General features: G+C 59.1%; 36 protein-coding genes. 18 read left to right on the plus strand and 18 right to left on the minus strand.

Going from position 1 to position 15,873, the window contains the following annotated elements:
• Positions 1 to 44: 44 nt before the first annotated feature.
• The 17 genes from RTK35_RS16030 to RTK35_RS16110 all read right to left on the minus strand — a co-directional run bounded on the left by RTK35_RS16030 (position 45) and on the right by RTK35_RS16110 (position 6,326).
• A complete protein-coding gene (locus RTK35_RS16030) occupies positions 45 to 395 on the minus strand; it encodes a DUF2493 domain-containing protein (protein ID WP_316908440.1) in 351 nt (116 codons plus the stop codon).
• Positions 392 to 616 (minus strand): hypothetical protein, encoded by a 225-nt coding sequence (locus RTK35_RS16035; protein WP_316908441.1) that lies wholly within the window; start codon positions 614 to 616, stop codon positions 392 to 394. Before RTK35_RS16035 ends, RTK35_RS16030 begins: the two co-directional genes overlap by 4 nt.
• Positions 613 to 819, minus strand: coding sequence for a hypothetical protein (locus tag RTK35_RS16040; RefSeq protein WP_316908442.1), 207 nt, complete (start codon positions 817 to 819; stop codon positions 613 to 615). The genes RTK35_RS16035 and RTK35_RS16040 overlap by 4 nt, the downstream gene beginning before the upstream one ends.
• A complete protein-coding gene (locus RTK35_RS16045) occupies positions 819 to 1,052 on the minus strand; it encodes a hypothetical protein (RefSeq protein ID WP_316908443.1) in 234 nt (77 codons plus the stop codon). Before RTK35_RS16045 ends, RTK35_RS16040 begins: the two co-directional genes overlap by 1 nt.
• Positions 1,049 to 1,297: a hypothetical protein gene (locus RTK35_RS16050; RefSeq protein WP_316908444.1), complete on the minus strand. Its 249-nt coding sequence runs from the start codon at positions 1,295 to 1,297 to the stop codon at positions 1,049 to 1,051. Before RTK35_RS16050 ends, RTK35_RS16045 begins: the two co-directional genes overlap by 4 nt.
• The gene (locus RTK35_RS16055) at positions 1,294 to 1,851 is read right to left on the minus strand and encodes a recombination protein NinG (protein ID WP_316908445.1); all 558 of its coding nucleotides are present in this window, start codon (positions 1,849 to 1,851) and stop codon (positions 1,294 to 1,296) included. Before RTK35_RS16055 ends, RTK35_RS16050 begins: the two co-directional genes overlap by 4 nt.
• On the minus strand, positions 1,848 to 2,108 hold the full coding sequence (locus RTK35_RS16060; protein WP_316908446.1) for a hypothetical protein: 261 nt from the start codon (positions 2,106 to 2,108) through the stop codon (positions 1,848 to 1,850). The genes RTK35_RS16055 and RTK35_RS16060 overlap by 4 nt, the downstream gene beginning before the upstream one ends.
• On the minus strand, positions 2,105 to 2,422 hold the full coding sequence (locus RTK35_RS16065; RefSeq protein WP_316908447.1) for a hypothetical protein: 318 nt from the start codon (positions 2,420 to 2,422) through the stop codon (positions 2,105 to 2,107). Before RTK35_RS16065 ends, RTK35_RS16060 begins: the two co-directional genes overlap by 4 nt.
• Positions 2,419 to 2,862 carry a recombination protein NinB gene (locus RTK35_RS16070; protein WP_316908448.1) on the minus strand — a complete coding sequence of 148 codons (444 nt, stop codon included), beginning with the start codon at positions 2,860 to 2,862 and terminating at the stop codon, positions 2,419 to 2,421. The genes RTK35_RS16065 and RTK35_RS16070 overlap by 4 nt, the downstream gene beginning before the upstream one ends.
• Positions 2,855 to 3,130 (minus strand): hypothetical protein, encoded by a 276-nt coding sequence (locus RTK35_RS16075; RefSeq protein WP_316908449.1) that lies wholly within the window; start codon positions 3,128 to 3,130, stop codon positions 2,855 to 2,857. The genes RTK35_RS16070 and RTK35_RS16075 overlap by 8 nt, the downstream gene beginning before the upstream one ends.
• On the minus strand, positions 3,127 to 3,654 hold the full coding sequence (locus tag RTK35_RS16080) for a hypothetical protein (RefSeq protein ID WP_316908450.1): 528 nt from the start codon (positions 3,652 to 3,654) through the stop codon (positions 3,127 to 3,129). Before RTK35_RS16080 ends, RTK35_RS16075 begins: the two co-directional genes overlap by 4 nt.
• Positions 3,647 to 3,862 carry a TraR/DksA C4-type zinc finger protein gene (locus tag RTK35_RS16085; protein ID WP_316908451.1) on the minus strand — a complete coding sequence of 72 codons (216 nt, stop codon included), beginning with the start codon at positions 3,860 to 3,862 and terminating at the stop codon, positions 3,647 to 3,649. The genes RTK35_RS16080 and RTK35_RS16085 overlap by 8 nt, the downstream gene beginning before the upstream one ends.
• A gap of 2 nt (positions 3,863 to 3,864) precedes the next feature.
• Entirely contained in the window at positions 3,865 to 4,086 is a 222-nt protein-coding gene (locus RTK35_RS16090) for a hypothetical protein (protein WP_316908452.1), read from the minus strand.
• Complete coding sequence (locus tag RTK35_RS16095) at positions 4,086 to 4,214, minus strand: hypothetical protein (protein WP_316908453.1); 129 nt, start codon at positions 4,212 to 4,214, stop codon at positions 4,086 to 4,088. Before RTK35_RS16095 ends, RTK35_RS16090 begins: the two co-directional genes overlap by 1 nt.
• Positions 4,211 to 5,017: an ATP-binding protein gene (locus RTK35_RS16100; protein WP_316908454.1), complete on the minus strand. Its 807-nt coding sequence runs from the start codon at positions 5,015 to 5,017 to the stop codon at positions 4,211 to 4,213. Before RTK35_RS16100 ends, RTK35_RS16095 begins: the two co-directional genes overlap by 4 nt.
• Positions 5,007 to 5,828 (minus strand): phage replication protein, encoded by an 822-nt coding sequence (locus RTK35_RS16105; protein WP_316908455.1) that lies wholly within the window; start codon positions 5,826 to 5,828, stop codon positions 5,007 to 5,009. Before RTK35_RS16105 ends, RTK35_RS16100 begins: the two co-directional genes overlap by 11 nt.
• Positions 5,829 to 5,894: 66 nt before the next feature.
• On the minus strand, positions 5,895 to 6,326 hold the full coding sequence (locus tag RTK35_RS16110; RefSeq protein ID WP_316908456.1) for a phage regulatory CII family protein: 432 nt from the start codon (positions 6,324 to 6,326) through the stop codon (positions 5,895 to 5,897).
• A gap of 89 nt (positions 6,327 to 6,415) precedes the next feature.
• Between RTK35_RS16110 and RTK35_RS16115 the strand changes: the two genes are divergently transcribed.
• Entirely contained in the window at positions 6,416 to 6,661 is a 246-nt protein-coding gene (locus tag RTK35_RS16115; protein ID WP_316908457.1) for a hypothetical protein, read from the plus strand.
• On the opposite strand, the gene RTK35_RS30585 is transcribed toward RTK35_RS16115, so the two are convergent.
• Entirely contained in the window at positions 6,612 to 6,824 is a 213-nt protein-coding gene (locus RTK35_RS30585; RefSeq protein ID WP_410478674.1) for a transcriptional regulator, read from the minus strand. The genes RTK35_RS16115 and RTK35_RS30585 overlap by 50 nt on opposite strands.
• 129 nt (positions 6,825 to 6,953) lie before the next feature.
• Here RTK35_RS30585 and RTK35_RS30590 point away from each other — a divergent pair, with 129 nt between their 5' ends.
• The 17 genes from RTK35_RS30590 to ssb all read left to right on the plus strand — a co-directional run bounded on the left by RTK35_RS30590 (position 6,954) and on the right by ssb (position 15,868).
• A complete protein-coding gene (locus RTK35_RS30590) occupies positions 6,954 to 7,682 on the plus strand; it encodes a helix-turn-helix transcriptional regulator (RefSeq protein ID WP_410478679.1) in 729 nt (242 codons plus the stop codon).
• 7 nt (positions 7,683 to 7,689) lie between these two features.
• Positions 7,690 to 8,022, plus strand: a complete 333-nt coding sequence (locus RTK35_RS16125) for a hypothetical protein (RefSeq protein WP_316908458.1) — start codon at positions 7,690 to 7,692, stop codon at positions 8,020 to 8,022.
• Positions 8,023 to 8,048: 26 nt separating this feature from the next.
• Complete coding sequence (locus RTK35_RS16130; protein WP_316908459.1) at positions 8,049 to 8,588, plus strand: hypothetical protein; 540 nt, start codon at positions 8,049 to 8,051, stop codon at positions 8,586 to 8,588.
• A 412-nt stretch (positions 8,589 to 9,000) separates the two neighbouring features.
• A complete protein-coding gene (locus tag RTK35_RS16135; protein ID WP_316908460.1) occupies positions 9,001 to 9,360 on the plus strand; it encodes a hypothetical protein in 360 nt (119 codons plus the stop codon).
• A 322-nt stretch (positions 9,361 to 9,682) separates the two neighbouring features.
• Positions 9,683 to 9,946, plus strand: coding sequence for a hypothetical protein (locus RTK35_RS16140; RefSeq protein WP_316908461.1), 264 nt, complete (start codon positions 9,683 to 9,685; stop codon positions 9,944 to 9,946).
• A gap of 37 nt (positions 9,947 to 9,983) precedes the next feature.
• On the plus strand, positions 9,984 to 10,301 hold the full coding sequence (locus RTK35_RS16145; RefSeq protein ID WP_316908462.1) for a hypothetical protein: 318 nt from the start codon (positions 9,984 to 9,986) through the stop codon (positions 10,299 to 10,301).
• A gap of 779 nt (positions 10,302 to 11,080) precedes the next feature.
• Positions 11,081 to 11,410, plus strand: a complete 330-nt coding sequence (locus tag RTK35_RS16150) for a hypothetical protein (RefSeq protein ID WP_316908463.1) — start codon at positions 11,081 to 11,083, stop codon at positions 11,408 to 11,410.
• On the plus strand, positions 11,407 to 11,598 hold the full coding sequence (locus RTK35_RS16155) for a hypothetical protein (protein WP_316908464.1): 192 nt from the start codon (positions 11,407 to 11,409) through the stop codon (positions 11,596 to 11,598). The genes RTK35_RS16150 and RTK35_RS16155 overlap by 4 nt, the downstream gene beginning before the upstream one ends.
• Positions 11,595 to 12,107, plus strand: a complete 513-nt coding sequence (locus RTK35_RS16160) for a hypothetical protein (RefSeq protein WP_316908465.1) — start codon at positions 11,595 to 11,597, stop codon at positions 12,105 to 12,107. Before RTK35_RS16155 ends, RTK35_RS16160 begins: the two co-directional genes overlap by 4 nt.
• Positions 12,104 to 12,361, plus strand: a complete 258-nt coding sequence (locus RTK35_RS16165) for a hypothetical protein (RefSeq protein ID WP_316908466.1) — start codon at positions 12,104 to 12,106, stop codon at positions 12,359 to 12,361. The genes RTK35_RS16160 and RTK35_RS16165 overlap by 4 nt, the downstream gene beginning before the upstream one ends.
• A complete protein-coding gene (locus RTK35_RS16170; RefSeq protein ID WP_316908467.1) occupies positions 12,358 to 12,876 on the plus strand; it encodes a hypothetical protein in 519 nt (172 codons plus the stop codon). The genes RTK35_RS16165 and RTK35_RS16170 overlap by 4 nt, the downstream gene beginning before the upstream one ends.
• On the plus strand, positions 12,866 to 13,111 hold the full coding sequence (locus tag RTK35_RS16175; protein ID WP_316908468.1) for a hypothetical protein: 246 nt from the start codon (positions 12,866 to 12,868) through the stop codon (positions 13,109 to 13,111). Before RTK35_RS16170 ends, RTK35_RS16175 begins: the two co-directional genes overlap by 11 nt.
• Positions 13,108 to 13,386, plus strand: a complete 279-nt coding sequence (locus tag RTK35_RS16180) for a DUF551 domain-containing protein (RefSeq protein WP_316908469.1) — start codon at positions 13,108 to 13,110, stop codon at positions 13,384 to 13,386. The genes RTK35_RS16175 and RTK35_RS16180 overlap by 4 nt, the downstream gene beginning before the upstream one ends.
• Before the next feature lie 153 nt (positions 13,387 to 13,539).
• Positions 13,540 to 13,710 (plus strand): hypothetical protein, encoded by a 171-nt coding sequence (locus RTK35_RS16185; RefSeq protein WP_316908470.1) that lies wholly within the window; start codon positions 13,540 to 13,542, stop codon positions 13,708 to 13,710.
• Positions 13,711 to 13,788: 78 nt separating this feature from the next.
• Positions 13,789 to 14,598 carry a PD-(D/E)XK nuclease-like domain-containing protein gene (locus tag RTK35_RS16190; protein ID WP_316908471.1) on the plus strand — a complete coding sequence of 270 codons (810 nt, stop codon included), beginning with the start codon at positions 13,789 to 13,791 and terminating at the stop codon, positions 14,596 to 14,598.
• Positions 14,595 to 15,425 (plus strand): hypothetical protein, encoded by an 831-nt coding sequence (locus RTK35_RS16195; protein ID WP_316908472.1) that lies wholly within the window; start codon positions 14,595 to 14,597, stop codon positions 15,423 to 15,425. The genes RTK35_RS16190 and RTK35_RS16195 overlap by 4 nt, the downstream gene beginning before the upstream one ends.
• A complete protein-coding gene (gene ssb, locus RTK35_RS16200; RefSeq protein ID WP_316908473.1) occupies positions 15,422 to 15,868 on the plus strand; it encodes a single-stranded DNA-binding protein in 447 nt (148 codons plus the stop codon). The genes RTK35_RS16195 and ssb overlap by 4 nt, the downstream gene beginning before the upstream one ends.
• The last annotated feature ends 5 nt before the right edge of the window (positions 15,869 to 15,873 follow it).

Genomic DNA, 15,873 nt, shown 5'->3' on the forward strand with positions numbered 1-15,873 from the left:
CGCTGTTTTTGGTGTTTTCCTGTCGCGCGCTCTCGCCGTGCCTCTCAACCTCTGCCGCGTTGGTCCATGACCGTGATTCCGGCTGATTCAGCCAGTGCGACCATGCCATCAGTACCGCGACCGCCGGGGAATGCCAGGACCCCATCAGGGGCTAGCAGTAGCATTGCCTCGTTTCGACGCGGGCCAGCGGCCTTACCGTGAACGTCCCACAGCGCCTGGACCACGGCGGCGTGAATGCCGCGCTCTGCAGCCCACTCGCCAGCCAGCGTGTCAGCCCCTGGAGCGTTGCCGTGGATCACGATTCGGATGCCGCACTTCTCGTGGACGGCATCCAGAACCGCGTAGAGATAGCGGCGGTCCGCATAGTCGCGGCCACCGCACACGAGCAGCTTCATGCCGCCACCTGCTGGTCTTGGAGATGATCCTCACAGGCGGCCTTGGCCTGCTCGGCATCGAATCCGGAATGGAGGATTTGCTTGTCCGGCGCTCGGGCTATGAACACGTCGCCGCTTTCGGTTGTGTACCGGGTGATGACGTAGCCCTCTTCCGACTCGATGGCGTTCTTTGAACGGCGGGCCTCCATGCCTGCCGAGAACGTATGTGGCGCCCACTTCATGCCGGCTCTCCTTCCATGCCTACCGGGCCGAGCTGGACCTCAAACTTCGCAGAGTCCAGGACGCCAACTACCCAGATCGGGTTAAGCCCATCGGCTAACGCCTTCTCCACAGCCATGTGGATTTGCTCGCCCAGGTCTTCCGCTACGGTGACGAGGCGGTCGTATTTGTCGCTACGCTCGGGGAACTTGGATACGGTGCTCATCACTTGCCCTCCACTAGCCAATTGAAATAGGCCACTAAGTCATCAGCCTGAAGACTTTTGCACTTCCGGCAGACTTGGCCGTATGGCCCTTCTGGAATCCAGTCATGACTGCAATTAAATGCTTTCACGGCATCCCTCATGCGACGGCGAGCGTCATCCCGGGATATTCCGCAATCAACCATTTCCTGTATGGCTTCATGCACTTCAAGGTCTCGGATGGATACTTCGCTCATTCCTGCGGCCTCCCCTTCCCGTGGCGCTGGGCCATGTCGGCGATCCATTCGAGTTCGTGAGGCTGGACTAGCCATCCCCAAGCGCATACCGCACGAAGATCCCAATCCAACATTGCGCATGGGTGCGCTGACGTCTTTGTGGAAATATTGCCAACCAGCCGAAGGTCGCCGTCAGCGGATTTCAAAACCATCCCCGGCTCCAGCTTCTCCGGCGCCCCGTCGATCCAATCAATGCGAAAGTTCATGCTGCATCCTTCTTCATCTGGCGCACGAGGGCGCGGTAGTGGGCGATCTGCTCTTTCAGCCAGTCGAGTTCGTAGCGGACTGCGGGCTGGGGGCCTTCCAGCCACTCGACCTGCTCGGCGCCGATCTTCTTCACGAGGTTGATGCGGTACTCCACGATGTTCCCGGACAGGTGGGTGTTACATGCGGAGCACTGCTTGTGGATGTTCAGGAGGTTGAACCGGAGGGCTGAACAGGCCTTGACCGTGCGGTAGTGCCCGGCGTGGTACTGGCCTTCGTGGTGACGGCCACAGCTAATGCACGGCTCGTCCTTGTCGCGCAGGCGCACGTACTGGTTGACCTCGGCCTGCAGTACCTTGAGGTAGTGGGAGACCCCTTTCAGGGCCTCCTTCTTGGCCTTGATTTCCCGGCGCCCGATCTGCTCCAAACTCTTGCGCTCCTGAGCCTGCTTTTTCTTGGCCAGGGCCACGCCGCAATCGGGGGAGCACCAGTTCTGAAACGGGCGAGACGGCGTAAACTCGCTGCGGCAGTTGCGGCACTTCTTGGGCTTGCTCATGCCAGCCTCCGTGCCCACTTAGGGACCGAAAATCCGACAGCCCAGCGACCACAGCGAGCCAGGCGGTAGCCGGCGATAGTCATATTCTGATAAAGCTTCAGGTGCTTGTTAGCGTCGAACCAAACTGGCCCGAAACCCAGAACCAAGACCATGTATGCCGGGCGGCCAAGGCGAATTTCGATGCTCGCTAGCACTGCGATGACAGCAATGAGCCCAATCGCCACATAGCCGACCCAAAGCGCTACTTTATCGATCATGCCTCCACCTCCTTTGCCTTCTCCTGCTCAGGCTGGAAGTCGCCGCGAAGTGGTAGCAGGTGACGCTCCTCCGCGAGCGCCATTCCTCCGGCTGCAACCCATTGATCGTTCAGGTTTCGCGCAAGAAGTCCGTCACCAAAAACTAACCAGCATGCTGTGTCGGCCCCGTTCTCGTAAGAAGCCCCATCAGGACCAGAAAACTCCTGGCCAGGCATCAGATATTCAATTAACTCAACAACTCTTCCTATGTTTGGGCCTTCTGAGCAGTTGGATCCGACGATGAGAGCCAAATCCCCAACCTTGAAGTTGCTCATGCCGCCGCCCTCCGCTGTCCGTAGATGCTCATCATCAGGTCCTCGGGATGGGGCAGCAGGAGGCCCAGCGATTCAGCGCAGTAGGCGTCGAGCAGTTCGAGGTAGGTTGTCATCTGCGCCACGTTGAACTTGCGGGTCTTGGCCCGGCCTACGCGGTAGCAGGTGCCGTCCGGCAGTTCCAAGCGGCGCAGCTCAGCAGGCCACAGCTTGGAGACCAGCACCTCGTGGATTTCCTCAGAGGTGCAGATCTGCCCAAAGGCTTCCCGCAGGTGCCGCTGGATCTCCCCGTTCCAAAGCCAAAGCAGCTTGTTCTGGGCCTCGCTACGGCGGCTGCGCACTTCGCAGATAGCCACCTTGCGCGGCTTGCTCAGGTCAAGGCCGGCGATGAAGCCCAGGAGGCGCTGGCGGTCTTTCTCGGTGTTGAGGTAGAGGTCAGTCATGGCCGATCTCCTGATACTCAACCAAGGACAACTCCCAACCGGGGGCGTGGTAGCACTCGCCAACCGGGCCGTATTCGCCTTCGTAGTAATTGGCTTCGTAGGTAAACAGGCCCTCTTTGTCCTCGGGGTTCTCCAGCATCTGGGCTTCGATTTCTAGAAGCGCATGAAGAGAGATATGGCCGTTCACTGCGCAGATGAAAGGGTCTTCTCCCTGCTGTTGGAAGACTTGGATCAACACAGTCGGCTCAGGGTTGAATTTGTCGGTCATACCCCGCCCTCCTGCATGGCTGCGTCGATGGCGGCCTCTACGTCCTCAATCGAGGCTTCAGCCCAACACCATTCGACGAAGACCAAATGGACGTCATCACCAGGCTCTGCCATGCGATCACGGAAATAGCGCCAGTACCCGGCATCCTTCCGGCAGGCCTCTAGCTCGTTGTGTAGGCGCACAGCCTTGTTGCACTCCACCATGTGCAAGCCGCGCTCTGTGTTGAGCTGACTTTTCAGGCGCTGAATTTCTTCAAGCGCCTCCCTGTATGAAGCGGCTCCGTACATGGCCTCTGACTCCAGGCGCACCTTGTCACGCTCAAGCTCGGCGATGCGAGCGGCCTGGGCGGCGTTTTCGTCGAGGAGGGCCAACACCGTGTCGCCACTGGCCTCGACCTGCCAAACCTCGTCAACCGCATTGAATTCGAGGAAATCATCGTCATCGTCGGTGGTGTCAACTTTTTCACTTGCCGCAATCCACTCCAGGGCCAGATTGCGCAACAGATCCTTGTTCACCTCAGCCATGACGCACCCCCATCAGTTCGCTCAGTTCCTGGCAGTCCACACACAGAGTCACCCCGCGAATCGCTCGCTGACGGGCCTGCGGGATTTCCTCCCCACACTCCGCGCAGTGGGTGCGGCTGGCTCCGTGGCGTTGCATGCGGCTGATTCGGTCCTGGCGCTCGCGTTCCTGAAGGTCCAGTTCCATTTCGAGAAGTTGGTCGGTGTTCATGGTCATTCCTCAACCGGCCCGAGCCAGCACTTGCTAGAGCTGGGCGCGTACATGGTTCCGCCGTCATGGGCGTTGAAGCGGCGCGTCTCTTTGCCGAACTTGGCGATGATGGTGCGCTCGCTCTTGAAGGTGATTCGGGCGCGCGAGGTCATGCGCTGCCCGTGGTGAATCAGCACTCGGTCGCCAACTTGCAGGGCTTCCAGAAACTCAGCAGAGGGCTTCATCACTCCACCTCCGCGTGGTGCCAGATGCCACGTGCGTAGGTCAGCGCTTCGGCCTGAGTGCAGGGCTCGCCGACCATGTAGAAGGCTTTCCAGGGCAGGATCACGAGCCAACAGGATTTGATGGTCATGGCTTCTTACCCCGCTCGGATTCCCAGTTGAAAACCAGCGCAATGCCGCCGTTCTCGCGCAGGCGATCTACGCAGCGAGCACCCAAGACGTCGGGGAGTTCGTTCGGCATCAGGTTCGAAACGACCAGGGTCGGCTTCAGCTTCTCGTACCGGCCATTGATGACCGTGAACATGGTTGCCAGCTCAAACTCGGTCGGCTTGGTTGCGCCTACCTCGTCGATCACCAACAGGTGCGGATCAACCAGGGCAGCGAAGGCCTGCGCCTCGGTGTAGTCAGAGCGGTTGTCGAAGCTGCCCTTGATGTAGTGCAGGATCGACGTCACCGTGCGGTACACGGCAATCGAACCGCAGTTGGCGATGATGTGGCCGGCAATCGCTGTAGCGAGGTGGGTCTTGCCAGTGCCAGGAGTACCCAGCAGCAGCAGGCAGCGGCCGGCCTTGTAGTTCTGATCGAACTGCTTGGCGTAGTCGATGCAGGCGCTCAGGTTCTTCTTCTGGCTCGCAGTCTCTGCGCGGTAGCCTTCGAAGGTCTTGCCGAGGAAGCGCTCAGGGATCAGGGCCTCACCAAAGCGGCGCTCGATACGCTCACGGGCAAATCGTTCCTGCTGTGCGCGCCACTCTTGCTGCTCACGGGCCTTGCGCTCCTCTTCAGCGCATACAGGGCAGCCGCTGGGCTCATTGCGGCCCTTGCTGACAATGGCGGCGTACTCGCCGTGCAGGTCGCACTTGGCCGGATGCTTGCTGACGATGCCGAAGCGGCGCTCCAGATCACACACGTCGAGATTCAGGGCACTAGAAGCCATAGGTGCCATCCTCCCGAGCGATCAGCCCGGCGGTGTAGTCGCGCTCTTCGAATCCGTGATGCCGACTAGGGAACTGATGCACGTTGCTGCGCACCTCGTCGTTCCAGCGTTCGCCATTCAGCCAGGTAGTCGGATGAGGGATGTACTGGCCGTTGTCTTTGGCCCAAGCGGCACTAGTTCTTTGCAGGCGAAGCCCCGCCATGATCTGGTCAAACAGAGCTTGATCGACCTTGAGCTTTTCCCACTTTGCCTTAGCCTTGGCTTTGCAGGTCTTGTTGGGGTACTCAGCCCAGAACTGGCTGAACAGGTCTGGCTTCGGGTCGTGGGCCTCCAACACAATCTCGCCCTCGACCGGCTCCGGAGCACGCGACGGAGGTGAGGGGATCAGGTTAAGGGAATCAGGAATCAGGTTAAGGGAATCAGCCGGAGCGCTCCCGGAAACATCCGTTGCAGTACCGATTTTATCGGAAGTGCTGCAACCATCTGATACGCAAGGGATTTCAGATGGCGGCTCATTCTTGTGAGGGTTCTGGTGCTTGGTGAAACTGTTGATCTGGATGAACCGAGAACCAGACACCTCGTAGCGCTGGATAAACCCTGACTGCTGCAACCAGTTGAGCATCTGGTCTACGTTGAGGCCCTCCCGGTAAGGGAACACTTCAGCCTTGATTCGCATTGGACGATCTTCGAGACGCCCCTCCCGATCAGCCAACAACCACAGCCCTTCAAACAGAAGGGTGAACAACGGATCGGCAACGCCAAGAATTTCGTTCTTGAACAGAGCCGGCTTGATGTTTCTCGCTCTTGCCATTACATTTACCTCGTGCGTTACAACGAATCAGCCGACCTAGCCCGTCGGCTTTTTTGTGCCTGAAATTCAGGCGACCTTTACCGACTCGCGCAGCACTTCGAGGGCTGCCGAGGCTTCGCCGATGTGGCGCTTGATCTGCTGCTTTTCGATCTGGCAAACGTGGCCGTCAGCCAGGGCGTCGGTGACTGCCTTGGTCACGTCGGCAATCTCTGCGTGCATATGGAGGACGGCGGCCTGGAGGTTCTGCGCCGGGGGAGCCTCGCGGCATACGACGTCATAGCCGTACTCGCCTACCAGGGCAGACAGAACGCGCTTGCGGGCATCTGCACTGAGGTGAGCCAGGATCTGCCCGAACATCTGCATGTTCATGCGGTGCTCTTCGCGGTTCGGGTTGGCGCAGTCCAGTAGGCGGGTACGGTTCACGCCCATGCGCCTGGCCAGGTCGGTCCCGCCCTCGGCAATCACTTCGTCGTGCAGCGTCTTCTCGAAATATTCCATGTCGCGAATCCCTCACTTTGTTTCGCGTGGTGCCGTTGCCTTGGCGTTGGCATCCTGTCGTCACTGGATCAGCCGACAGGGAAATCCCCATGCAACCGACCGTTGAAACCATCCAGGGCGAACTGCTCGCCCTTCGTTGCCACATCGCCGCCTTGATGGAGGTGATGCCGCTTGCCTCTCAAATCCGATTTCGGGCCAAGCTCGAAACCTCGTTACTGGTGATGCGTCCTGCACAGCCTGGAGAAACTCGCGAAGGCTTCGAGCGCGTCACGACTTCGCTGGCTGTTAAGCGGCTGAGTCCCAAGCAATGTCCGGACGAAGCTCGTGGCGGGTAACCTTCCCGCCGGTCACACGCTCAATGTGAAGAGCGCGCTCGGCAGTGATTGCGCGGTCACCAGAAAGCAGGCGGGACAGATAGCTCGCGGGGATACCAAGCGATTCAGCCATCTGCTTCTTCCCGCCACGCGGAAGGGCTTTGAGGTAGGAAGGAAAATCCATGGTGGTTCACCTGCTGGTTCATTTACCAAACAGATTACCAGAGACATTTACCAAGTCAAGGTAATTTCCCCCGTGGGAAATTCCCGCTCTAATGCGCGGATGGACATCAGAGAGATTCGCCGTCAGCGCCTGCGCCAGTTCATCGATTCGAAGTTTTCGAGCGATGCGGCTTTTGCCGCGCATGTGAATCGGCAACCGAGTTACGTTTCCCGCATCTTCAGCGAGAACCCGACCCATCGAAGGAACGTGGGGGACGATCTTGCGCGGGAGATTGAGCGCCTGTGCGGGCTTCCAGAGAACGCTTTGGATGAGCCGTTAGAAGACCCCAGCGTGCTGTTTCACACTCCAAAAGAGCAGCCGAAGCCCGTCCCTGCACCGCAGTACGAGCTGGAGCCAGTGGAGGTGTGGGACGATGAAACGCCGCTTGGGCCTGACGAGGTAGCCCTGCCCTTTCTCAAGGAAGTAGAGGTAGCCGGCGGCCCTGGTAGCACTGCCATTGCAGAGCACATGGGGCGATTTATGCGGTTCGGGAAGATGTCCCTTCGCAAGAAGAACGTAGCGCCGGAAAACGCTGTCTTTGTCACCGTCACTGGCAACAGCATGGAGCCGTTCTTGCGCTCCGGCAGCACGGTTGGCGTAGATCGAGGAGTGACCCGTATAAACGATGGCGACGTGTACGCCATTGATCATAACGGGCAGCTCAGGGTGAAGCAGTTGTACCGCCTGCCAGGCGGCGGACTGCGGCTGCGCAGCTACAACCGCGACGAGCACCCAGACGAGGAATACACGCCAGACCAAGTGACTGACCAGAACATCAGCATCATTGGGCGCGTGTGGTGGGTATCAATGTACCTGTGAGGTAAGGATGGCTCTGGTCAAATGCAAGGAATGCGGAGCGCAGGTTTCCATTACGGCTAAATGCTGCCCTCAGTGCGGCGCCGTCGAGCGCAGGTCTGCCAGCTACTGGTGGATCGCGTTACCGCTTGCGCTGGGCGTTCTCGCCTTTCTGGCATTTGGCTACCTCAACTCAAACCCGGCCAAGCAAAAGGCTCAGCTCGCCGTCGCCACATGCTGGGCCGAGGCAGACAAGCTGTACCCATTCACGCCAGAGAAACGCACAGCTACAGAAATGTGCCAGGCGATGGTGAAGGACTACGAAGCCAAGTTCGGCAGCGACCGGTACATGCGTCAATACTAAGTACGCCATATCACAAGGAGGTCGCCATGCGCGCCGCAGCATTAGTACTGATGATCACTGCTCTGTCCGGGTGCGCAAGCATCTTCAGCGAACCTATCTACCCCGTGCAGATCACAAGCGAGCCATCCAGGGCGAAGTTTGAGATCAAAAACGAGGACGGCGATGTCGTCTATCGCGGAACCACTCCAGATACCGTGAAGCTCAAGGCGGCCGCCGGCTACTTTGACGGCGAGCTGTACACGATCAAGTTTAGCGCTGACGGCTACAAGGATTCGGTCTACACGCTGAATTCCGGCGTAGAAGGCTGGTATTGGGGCAACCTGCTTATAGGCGGCGTTATCGGGATGCTGATCATCGACCCGGCTACAGGATCGATGTTTGATCTGCCCACAAAAGCCTCGACGACTATGGTCGAAGATCCGTCCTTCTACGCCGCCCAGGAACAAGCGCTGACGCCGCAGCAGCGCACAGGCCTGACTCAACAGCAGCAGCTCCAGCAGCTTCAACAGCAGCGCCTGCCGTACGATGAATACCAGAAGCGCTACCGCGAGATCATGGGCGAATAGCATCTAGCCCACAGCCTCCCTCCCTCCCAAAGCCCGCCTAGAGCGGGCTTTTTCACGTCTCCGCAAAAAATATTTTCCCTTCCAGATCATGCATTTACCTGATCTGCGCCATTATTTACCAAAAATATTTACCACCACCGCTTGACGATTACCATGGCACTGGTAAAGTTTACCTCAAGCCGAGCAAAACACCGCCGGCCAGGCCTCAGAGCCGACCGCTCTTTAACAACCAGACGTAACCAGCGACGTACCGGTCAACCCGGTGGTGAGGAAGCTCAACCGTCGCCCACGCAGCCTCTGGATAGCTGCCGGACTCCCCAGATTGGGAGGACGCCAAACCATGCGAGCCAGCCAGGGCGAGCCAGTAGCACCCGGGCCAGAGATACGAATCGGGCACAGCAAGACGCATGGAATGGAACAAACAACATCAGGAGGAACCAGCCAATGCAGAAATGAGACCAGCCGACAGATCGGGTCGGCTACCCGCGATGCACTGCCCTACGAAACGGGCCACCGAGCTGCAGGTAATCGCGAGGGAAACACTGAACCAGATGACCAACGCGCCAAATGCCGAATAGGGCGCGCTGCGATGGAAGCTCAAGGCCAACACGTACGCGGCGCCCGGTTATCGGCGGCAGGGGCGCTACACACAACCGGCTACAGCAACTGCAGTGCCAAGGGCCACATGGAGGAACAAGCCATGTACCGGAATCTGAACGCCTTCATGGGCTTCTATCTGGGCTTTGCCTTGGTGCTGATCGTTGCGCTGTAACGGCGAGCATCACTGAGCAGCCTTCTAGCGAGGGCTGCTTGGGATGACGACCAACAGCCGAGTAATCCTCGGGAGTTAGCAGAGGTAAACGCGATGCAAACACCACTTAACCGAGTGCTTTTCATAAGCCTTTACGGAGAGCGCACGGTGTTTAAAGACGTTGATCTTCAGGCCTGTATCCGAAAAGCAAACGAACTCAACAGCGCTCGCGGATTCCATGCGGGAGTGCACGTAGTTGAGGACACCGACGGTTACCGAATGACAGCGGCGGATTGCAAAGCTGCCGCCCTGACGACCTAACACAGCCCAGGAGGGAAAGACGATGGCAGAGCAAAGCAAAGAGCTGCGTTGCTTTTGGATTGATGACCACGACTTCTACGCCGCGCATGACGAAGCAGAAGCTCGCAGGCTGCATTGCGAAATGTGCGGGCTGGAAGACAGCGATATTGACGACTGCGTGCTGGTGGTTGGCGCGATGCTTGATATCCAGTGGTGCGGCGAAGAAGACCCCGAAAAGCCAATCGGAACGCTGCGCCAGTGGCTGGCCGAGGCTACCGAACCTTGCTGGCTTTCCGGCACCGAGTAACCCCGCCCAGTCTCCTGGGCATTACTGAGGAAAGGACATGGCCATAGCCAAGAAAACCATCATCGACAGCATCCGCAGCTACACCACCGGCTTCCTGACCTATAAAAGCTCGCTGGAGCGCCGGATCGCTGACCTGCACGACATCGAGTACGCCGCCCAGGAGGCTCGCGAGAAGCTGGAAGCCGAGCTGGACAACCTTGACGAGAAGCGCGACCCGATCGCCTGGGGCTACATGGCCGAGGGCATCCCCTGGATCAGCAGGGACGAAGGCTACGCAGAGCGGGTCAGCACCTGTATGGTCACGCCGCTCTACACCGAGGAAGACGTGAAGCGCTACCGCGCCGGCGAAAAGTAACCCGCCGCCCTGCCGGTAGCAGGGCTGTATGCATGAGGGGAGGGGCTTGGCTGAATGCGCCTTGAACATCGTTTGGGATTTGCCAGGACAAGAAATTCGTCCAGCTGTCGCAGCCATACGAATGCCGGAGATCAGCACCGGCCAGCCAGGCCACTCCCCCATGCATACACACAACCACCAATGCAGCCTCATCTACCGGAGCAAGTAAATGGCAGCGCATCCAGACAGCCCAAACGGCTGCTTTGCCAGACACGGGTACAGGATTGAGAAATGCCCTAACCCAAAAGGCGCGCTGAAATGGCGTCGGATCTACAACCCAGCAGGAGAAGTTGTGCTGTACGCGGCTGGTTACGATGCCGAAATGCAGTTTTGCAGAGACAACGGTTTATTCACGGCCGCGCCTCTCGAAGAAGCGCAAATTGGCCACCTGTGCCGCCCGGGAAATGCCGGCGACCTATAACGCCACAGGCTGCGCATCGTTTCCAGCGACTCGTGACGAGTCACACCACCAATACCCTCAGAGACCGGCCACGGACGGCCCTTAGCCCACAGCCCCGTGGGCGTTTTTATTCACGTCGCGAGCTGCCGCGATTTTGAACGCAGCGATCTTCGGAGGATTTCTCATGTAAAGGACCTGCCACGGCCGGCACGACTAAGGCCGACAGACTCCTGCAAAAGCCCGGCAATGTCGGGCTTTTCTTTGCCTGCATTCGAGTGGCTGCGGATCGTTGCCAGCCGAATGCACCTATCCCACATCCACGCATCGCGAGGACGTAACCATGACCATGACCGCCATCGCGCATCAGCGCGCGATTGACCGTGACCTCAGCTATCGCGCTGAGGTTGACCGCCGTACTGACGCACTGCTCGACGAGATCGAGGCTGGCGACATCGAGTCGGTAGCCGAGTTCTTCGACAACGCGCCCGCAGGCCAGCGCCGGGAGTTCTTCGAGCGCTGCGTTGTGCTGCTTCTGAGCCGTGGCGCCGACTACATGACCGGCCCCATGCGCACCCTGGCGGCACCCTTCCAAGAAATCATCTTCATCGGCATCGACGAGCGCGTGCGCCGCGAGATCGACAAGGAGCGTGAACAGGAGCACGCCGCATGAACGCCTACCACGAGGCAGTAGCCGCAATTTACGACGCCTGCGAGTCGGCTGCGGCGCCCATCAACCTGATGGCAGCACTGGAAGACATCAGTAGACGAGGTCTCCGCGTTGAACTCGACGCAGACCTGCTCATCGCGCTGTTTCAAGCACACGCCGACGCTATCGACATGAAGGAGCATGCAGCATGAGCAAGCACACGCCCGGGCCTTGGAAGCGCAGAGAAAACACTGTTTCTGGCCCATTTGGAGTAACCGTTGTTCATTGTATGGACAATGGGGTGTGGGGCGAAAAAGGATGCCACTCGATAACCAAAACTGAAGCCACCGCCAACGCCCGCCTGATAGCCGCCGCGCCCGAGCTGCTGGAGGCGCTGCAAGACGCTGCTGACCTCGCCTGGATCGAAGATTCTCACGTGATTCAGTTCGACAGTTCGGTGATGTTCGGCCCGCACTACGATTTCAGCGGCTTGGATGGACCTCGCCGAATCGAGTTTTACGGAATGTACAGCTGCATTGTGTGGCCCGGCGAAAAGTGGTCGGCCTATTGCACGTACGAGGGCACAACGTGGTTCGAAAAGTTCGACACCTCCGAACAGGCAAAAGAGGCATGCATGCAACTGCTCGACAAGGTTTTGCCACACCATCCGGCAATGCGCGCCCGCGCCGCCATCGCCAAGGCCACCGGGGGTGACGTATGACCCTGCTCGAAATACTCAAGGAGCACCTGAAGGAGTGGCCGGATGGAGTGCGTGCAATCTCTCAAGACGCTGATGACGGGATGATGAATGGCACCCGCCACCCTAGCCCGTCCTTGCCTTTGGTAGACGGCCTTATTTGGGACCACAGAGAGTGGGATTCGCTGCCGATGGGCGGCAGCCATTTCTGGCTACTTAAAATTGCCGACGACGCCCGCACCGCCATCGTAACCCGTGAAATGTGGGAGGCAGCATGAGCGATATCGACTGGACCAAGGCACCGCCTGGTACAAACGCATGGCTTGAAGGGATCTGGCACAAACAGCAAGGAAGCCAATGCTTTTATTGGGATGCAGAGAGCGAAATCTGGCGACTCACGCGACTTACCCAGTATGGGCTTTCAATCATCCTGCGCCGCCCTGATGGGAAAAACCACGAGCCAACCCCATGGACCGGCGAAGGCCTGCCTCCGGTGGGCGTTGAAGTCGAGTGGTACGAGTGCCGGCAAACCGGCTGGCAGCGTGTGACTGTTCTGGCGTACCACGAAGACGAGGCGTGGATTGCTCCAGCTGGCAAGCCAAGCATCGTTGTCGGCAATCCTGCCAACTTCCGCCCCATCCGCACCCCCGAGCAGATCGCAGAGGAAGAGCGGAAGGCGGCGATTGATGAGATGTACCGCATATACGCAGACCAGCCAGTGGCCACGCACAACGTTCGTGAATGCCTGGCGGCTATCTATGACTCTGGTTGGCGCAAGGCAGGTGACGCATGAACTGGAATCCTGCCGATCTGTTTGGCCGATGCCGCCACCTGACATTCAACGCACTGCCAAGCGGCTGGCGAGCAAAACGAAAGCACAAGCGCAAGTTGCAGCGTGTGGCGCGGAGGAAAAACAGATGACCTTTCCCACGATTGAGGCCGCCATCAAATGGCTGGCGCTGATGGGCATTCATACACAGGGCGACATGGCTGCGGCTGGGGTAAGGCTGAAGGAGGTGGGGAAGTGAGCCAGTGGATCAAGTGCAGTGAGCGCATGCCAGAGTCTGGCGTTCTGGTCATGGTCTATTCGCCGCCACAGCCTGGCGATTATCCGGACTCAGTGCGTATTGATTTTGATGCCATAGAACCCGAGTCGGAAGGCGACTACTGGATCAACCACGGCGAGCATTACGAGCAATGGTGCATCATTGCCAAAGGCGGTGATGACATCGAATGGCGTGGGCCATCCGAGAAAGCGCCATACACGCACTGGATGCCTCTGCCCGCACCGCCGGAGGACTGACTCATGACACGCCGCCACGCAATCTGGCTAGGCTCCCTGGTTGGATTCCTGGGAGGCCTGCTGTTCCTCTCCCTGCTCATAGTTCCCGGCGCTGTTGCTGGGAAGTGGACTGCTGAGCAGCCGACTGTTCAACGCTGATTCACGGAGAACACCATGAAAGTTTACGAGTACATAGAAAAACGCAAGGCCGCTCTTGAGCGTTTCGCGCTCGACTGGATTAACCACCAAGACGAAGAAGGCGTTGATAACTGGCCTGAAGACCTGACCGATGAGCAATGGTTTGAGCAGGAAGCTGCATTCTTCGAGTACGCAGACCGCACATAGCAACACCCCCGCCTAAGTCTTACCCCTACCCCTCTCACCCCCACGATGCGCCCCGCATGGGATGCGCAGGAGATAGTCATGCAGCCCGGTTATTACCGTGACCTCAGCAATGGGGCGTACCACGGCGGAGAAGGCGTGTCTAAATCGCAGTTGGATCTGATCGCCAAGGCGCCCGCTCTGTTCCAGTGGAACAAGGCAGCCCCTGAAGATCCAGAGAAAGCCAGCGCATTGGACTTCGGAGACGCCACTCACGCGTTCTTGCTTGAGCCTGAAAGGTTCCACCAGGAATACGCAGTTGGCCCCGTATGTGACAGGCGCACAACTGCTGGCAAGTCTGCCTGGGCAGAGTTTGAAAGCCAGCTTGGCGGGCGGACTTCCTTGGAAGCGGAGCAGGGACGTCAACTACTGCTGATCCGCGAAAGCGTAATGGCTCATCCGCATGCGCGCTGGCTTATCGAGACCGCCGGGGATGTTGAGGCAAGCATCTACTGGAAGGATGAGCGCGAAGGGGTTCTGTGTCGTTGCCGGCCAGACAAAACCGTTCCGGCGCTTGGCTGGCTTCTCGACCTAAAGACCACGGCAGACATGACTCGCTTCGTTCGTTACTTCCACGACTACCGATACCACGTGCAGGACAGCTTCTACAGCGACGGTTACGCCGCGCACTTCGGAGAGCCTCCGGCAGCGTTCGTGTTCCTGGTGGTCAGCACAAGCATTGACTGCGGCAAATACCCGGTCCGGCTTTTCACCATGGATTCCGAAGCCAAAAGCGCCGGGCGATCCGAATACCAGCGCGACCTTTCAACCTATGCCGACTGCCTGCGCCACAACGAGTGGCCGGCCATTGAGACGCTATCTCTGCCCTACTGGGCAAAGGAAAGAATATGACCGATATCAACCCGTTTGCGCCGCGCGGCATGGCGGAGCACGTCAATCAGGGCACGGTGAACATCGAGCAAAGCCGGGCAGTCACTGAGGCCCAAGGCAAGCTGATCCTGGCCAAGAAATTCCCACGTGACGAGGCGCTGGCATACAGCAAGATAATGAGTTCGTGCAGCCGCCCAAGCCTGGCTGCATCTGGCGAGTACGCCTATCCGAGAGGCGGCCAGACCGTATCTGGACCATCCATCCGCCTGGCCGAAGAGCTTGCGCGTTGCTGGGGGAACATTGAGTACGGAATCCGGGAGCTGAGCCGCCAGCAAGGCAACAGCGAAATGGAGGCCTATGCCTGGGACCTTGAGACGAACACCTACTCGTCGCAGAAGTTCACGGTTCGCCACCTCCGCGACAAGAAGGGGGACGCCCAGGTTCTTACCGAAGAGCGCGACATCTACGAGCTGACAGCCAACATGGGTGGGCGACGCCTTCGCTCGCGCCTGCTGGCAATCCTCCCGCCTGATCTTGTGGAGGCCGCTGTCAACCAGTGCCGCAAGACTCTGGCTGGTGATACTAGCCTGCCGCTGGCGGACCGTGTGCGCGCGCTGGTCGATGCCTTTTCTCAGCAAGGCGTCACCGAAAAACACCTCCGCGCCTACCTCAACAAAAGCCTGGACGAGATCCTGCCCGAGGAGATCGCGACACTTCGTGGCGTTTACAACAGCATCAAGAACGGGCAGGCGGCAGTGGGTGACTTCTTTTCCATCAAGTCCACTGACGGCGAGTCCGCAGACCTCAATCGCGCACTGAGCGCAGCAAGCCAGGAGACACAGGCATGAGAGGCGTCAACAAAGTCATTCTGATCGGCAATGTCGGCGGCGACCCTGAAACCCGCTACATGCCTAACGGCAACGCCGTGACCAACATCACCCTGGCCACCAGCGAGGGCTGGAAGGACAAGCAGACCGGCCAGCAGCAGGAACGCACCGAGTGGCACCGCGTGGTGTTCTTCGGCCGCCTCGCCGAGATCGCCGGCGAGTACCTGCGCAAGGGTTCCCAGGTCTACGTCGAAGGCAGCCTGCGCACCCGCAAGTGGCAGGGTCAGGACGGCCAGGACCGCTACACCACCGAAATCGTCGTGGACATCAACGGCCAGATGCAACTGCTCGGCGGGAAGCCGCAGGGCGAAGAACAGCAGCAACAGCAGCGTGCGCCGCAACGGCAAGCGCCGCGCCAGGCCGCTCCCGATCCTGACGGTTTTGATGACTCGGTCCCATTTTGAGGTGG

It is taken from the genome of Pseudomonas sp. zfem003 (genome assembly GCF_032621675.1).
Classification (GTDB): Bacteria; Pseudomonadota; Gammaproteobacteria; order Pseudomonadales; family Pseudomonadaceae; genus Metapseudomonas; species Metapseudomonas otitidis.

Coding starts and splice junctions, on each gene's coding strand:
- RTK35_RS16035 (WP_316908441.1), bottom strand. CDS start 616: ATGAAGTGGGCGCCACATACGTTCTCGGCAGGCATGGAGGCCCGCCGT.
- RTK35_RS16130 (WP_316908459.1), top strand. CDS start 8,049: ATGCGCGCCGCAGCATTAGTACTGATGATCACTGCTCTGTCCGGGTGC.
- RTK35_RS16195 (WP_316908472.1), top strand. CDS start 14,595: ATGACCGATATCAACCCGTTTGCGCCGCGCGGCATGGCGGAGCACGTC.
- RTK35_RS16050 (WP_316908444.1), bottom strand. CDS start 1,297: ATGAACTTTCGCATTGATTGGATCGACGGGGCGCCGGAGAAGCTGGAG.
- RTK35_RS16185 (WP_316908470.1), top strand. CDS start 13,540: ATGAAAGTTTACGAGTACATAGAAAAACGCAAGGCCGCTCTTGAGCGT.
- RTK35_RS16145 (WP_316908462.1), top strand. CDS start 9,984: ATGGCCATAGCCAAGAAAACCATCATCGACAGCATCCGCAGCTACACC.
- RTK35_RS16085 (WP_316908451.1), bottom strand. CDS start 3,862: ATGAACACCGACCAACTTCTCGAAATGGAACTGGACCTTCAGGAACGC.
- RTK35_RS16040 (WP_316908442.1), bottom strand. CDS start 819: ATGAGCACCGTATCCAAGTTCCCCGAGCGTAGCGACAAATACGACCGC.
- RTK35_RS16100 (WP_316908454.1), bottom strand. CDS start 5,017: ATGGCTTCTAGTGCCCTGAATCTCGACGTGTGTGATCTGGAGCGCCGC.
- RTK35_RS16060 (WP_316908446.1), bottom strand. CDS start 2,108: ATGATCGATAAAGTAGCGCTTTGGGTCGGCTATGTGGCGATTGGGCTC.
- RTK35_RS16105 (WP_316908455.1), bottom strand. CDS start 5,828: ATGGCAAGAGCGAGAAACATCAAGCCGGCTCTGTTCAAGAACGAAATT.
- RTK35_RS16190 (WP_316908471.1), top strand. CDS start 13,789: ATGCAGCCCGGTTATTACCGTGACCTCAGCAATGGGGCGTACCACGGC.
- RTK35_RS16095 (WP_316908453.1), bottom strand. CDS start 4,214: ATGACCATCAAATCCTGTTGGCTCGTGATCCTGCCCTGGAAAGCCTTC.
- RTK35_RS16160 (WP_316908465.1), top strand. CDS start 11,595: ATGAGCAAGCACACGCCCGGGCCTTGGAAGCGCAGAGAAAACACTGTT.
- RTK35_RS16090 (WP_316908452.1), bottom strand. CDS start 4,086: ATGAAGCCCTCTGCTGAGTTTCTGGAAGCCCTGCAAGTTGGCGACCGA.
- RTK35_RS16155 (WP_316908464.1), top strand. CDS start 11,407: ATGAACGCCTACCACGAGGCAGTAGCCGCAATTTACGACGCCTGCGAG.
- RTK35_RS16110 (WP_316908456.1), bottom strand. CDS start 6,326: ATGGAATATTTCGAGAAGACGCTGCACGACGAAGTGATTGCCGAGGGC.
- ssb (WP_316908473.1), top strand. CDS start 15,422: ATGAGAGGCGTCAACAAAGTCATTCTGATCGGCAATGTCGGCGGCGAC.
- RTK35_RS16045 (WP_316908443.1), bottom strand. CDS start 1,052: ATGAGCGAAGTATCCATCCGAGACCTTGAAGTGCATGAAGCCATACAG.
- RTK35_RS30585 (WP_410478674.1), bottom strand. CDS start 6,824: ATGGATTTTCCTTCCTACCTCAAAGCCCTTCCGCGTGGCGGGAAGAAG.
- RTK35_RS16135 (WP_316908460.1), top strand. CDS start 9,001: ATGGAACAAACAACATCAGGAGGAACCAGCCAATGCAGAAATGAGACC.
- RTK35_RS16150 (WP_316908463.1), top strand. CDS start 11,081: ATGACCATGACCGCCATCGCGCATCAGCGCGCGATTGACCGTGACCTC.
- RTK35_RS16030 (WP_316908440.1), bottom strand. CDS start 395: ATGAAGCTGCTCGTGTGCGGTGGCCGCGACTATGCGGACCGCCGCTAT.
- RTK35_RS16080 (WP_316908450.1), bottom strand. CDS start 3,654: ATGGCTGAGGTGAACAAGGATCTGTTGCGCAATCTGGCCCTGGAGTGG.
- RTK35_RS16125 (WP_316908458.1), top strand. CDS start 7,690: ATGGCTCTGGTCAAATGCAAGGAATGCGGAGCGCAGGTTTCCATTACG.
- RTK35_RS16070 (WP_316908448.1), bottom strand. CDS start 2,862: ATGACTGACCTCTACCTCAACACCGAGAAAGACCGCCAGCGCCTCCTG.
- RTK35_RS16075 (WP_316908449.1), bottom strand. CDS start 3,130: ATGACCGACAAATTCAACCCTGAGCCGACTGTGTTGATCCAAGTCTTC.
- RTK35_RS16140 (WP_316908461.1), top strand. CDS start 9,683: ATGGCAGAGCAAAGCAAAGAGCTGCGTTGCTTTTGGATTGATGACCAC.
- RTK35_RS16165 (WP_316908466.1), top strand. CDS start 12,104: ATGACCCTGCTCGAAATACTCAAGGAGCACCTGAAGGAGTGGCCGGAT.
- RTK35_RS16065 (WP_316908447.1), bottom strand. CDS start 2,422: ATGAGCAACTTCAAGGTTGGGGATTTGGCTCTCATCGTCGGATCCAAC.
- RTK35_RS16055 (WP_316908445.1), bottom strand. CDS start 1,851: ATGAGCAAGCCCAAGAAGTGCCGCAACTGCCGCAGCGAGTTTACGCCG.
- RTK35_RS16170 (WP_316908467.1), top strand. CDS start 12,358: ATGAGCGATATCGACTGGACCAAGGCACCGCCTGGTACAAACGCATGG.
- RTK35_RS16115 (WP_316908457.1), top strand. CDS start 6,416: ATGCAACCGACCGTTGAAACCATCCAGGGCGAACTGCTCGCCCTTCGT.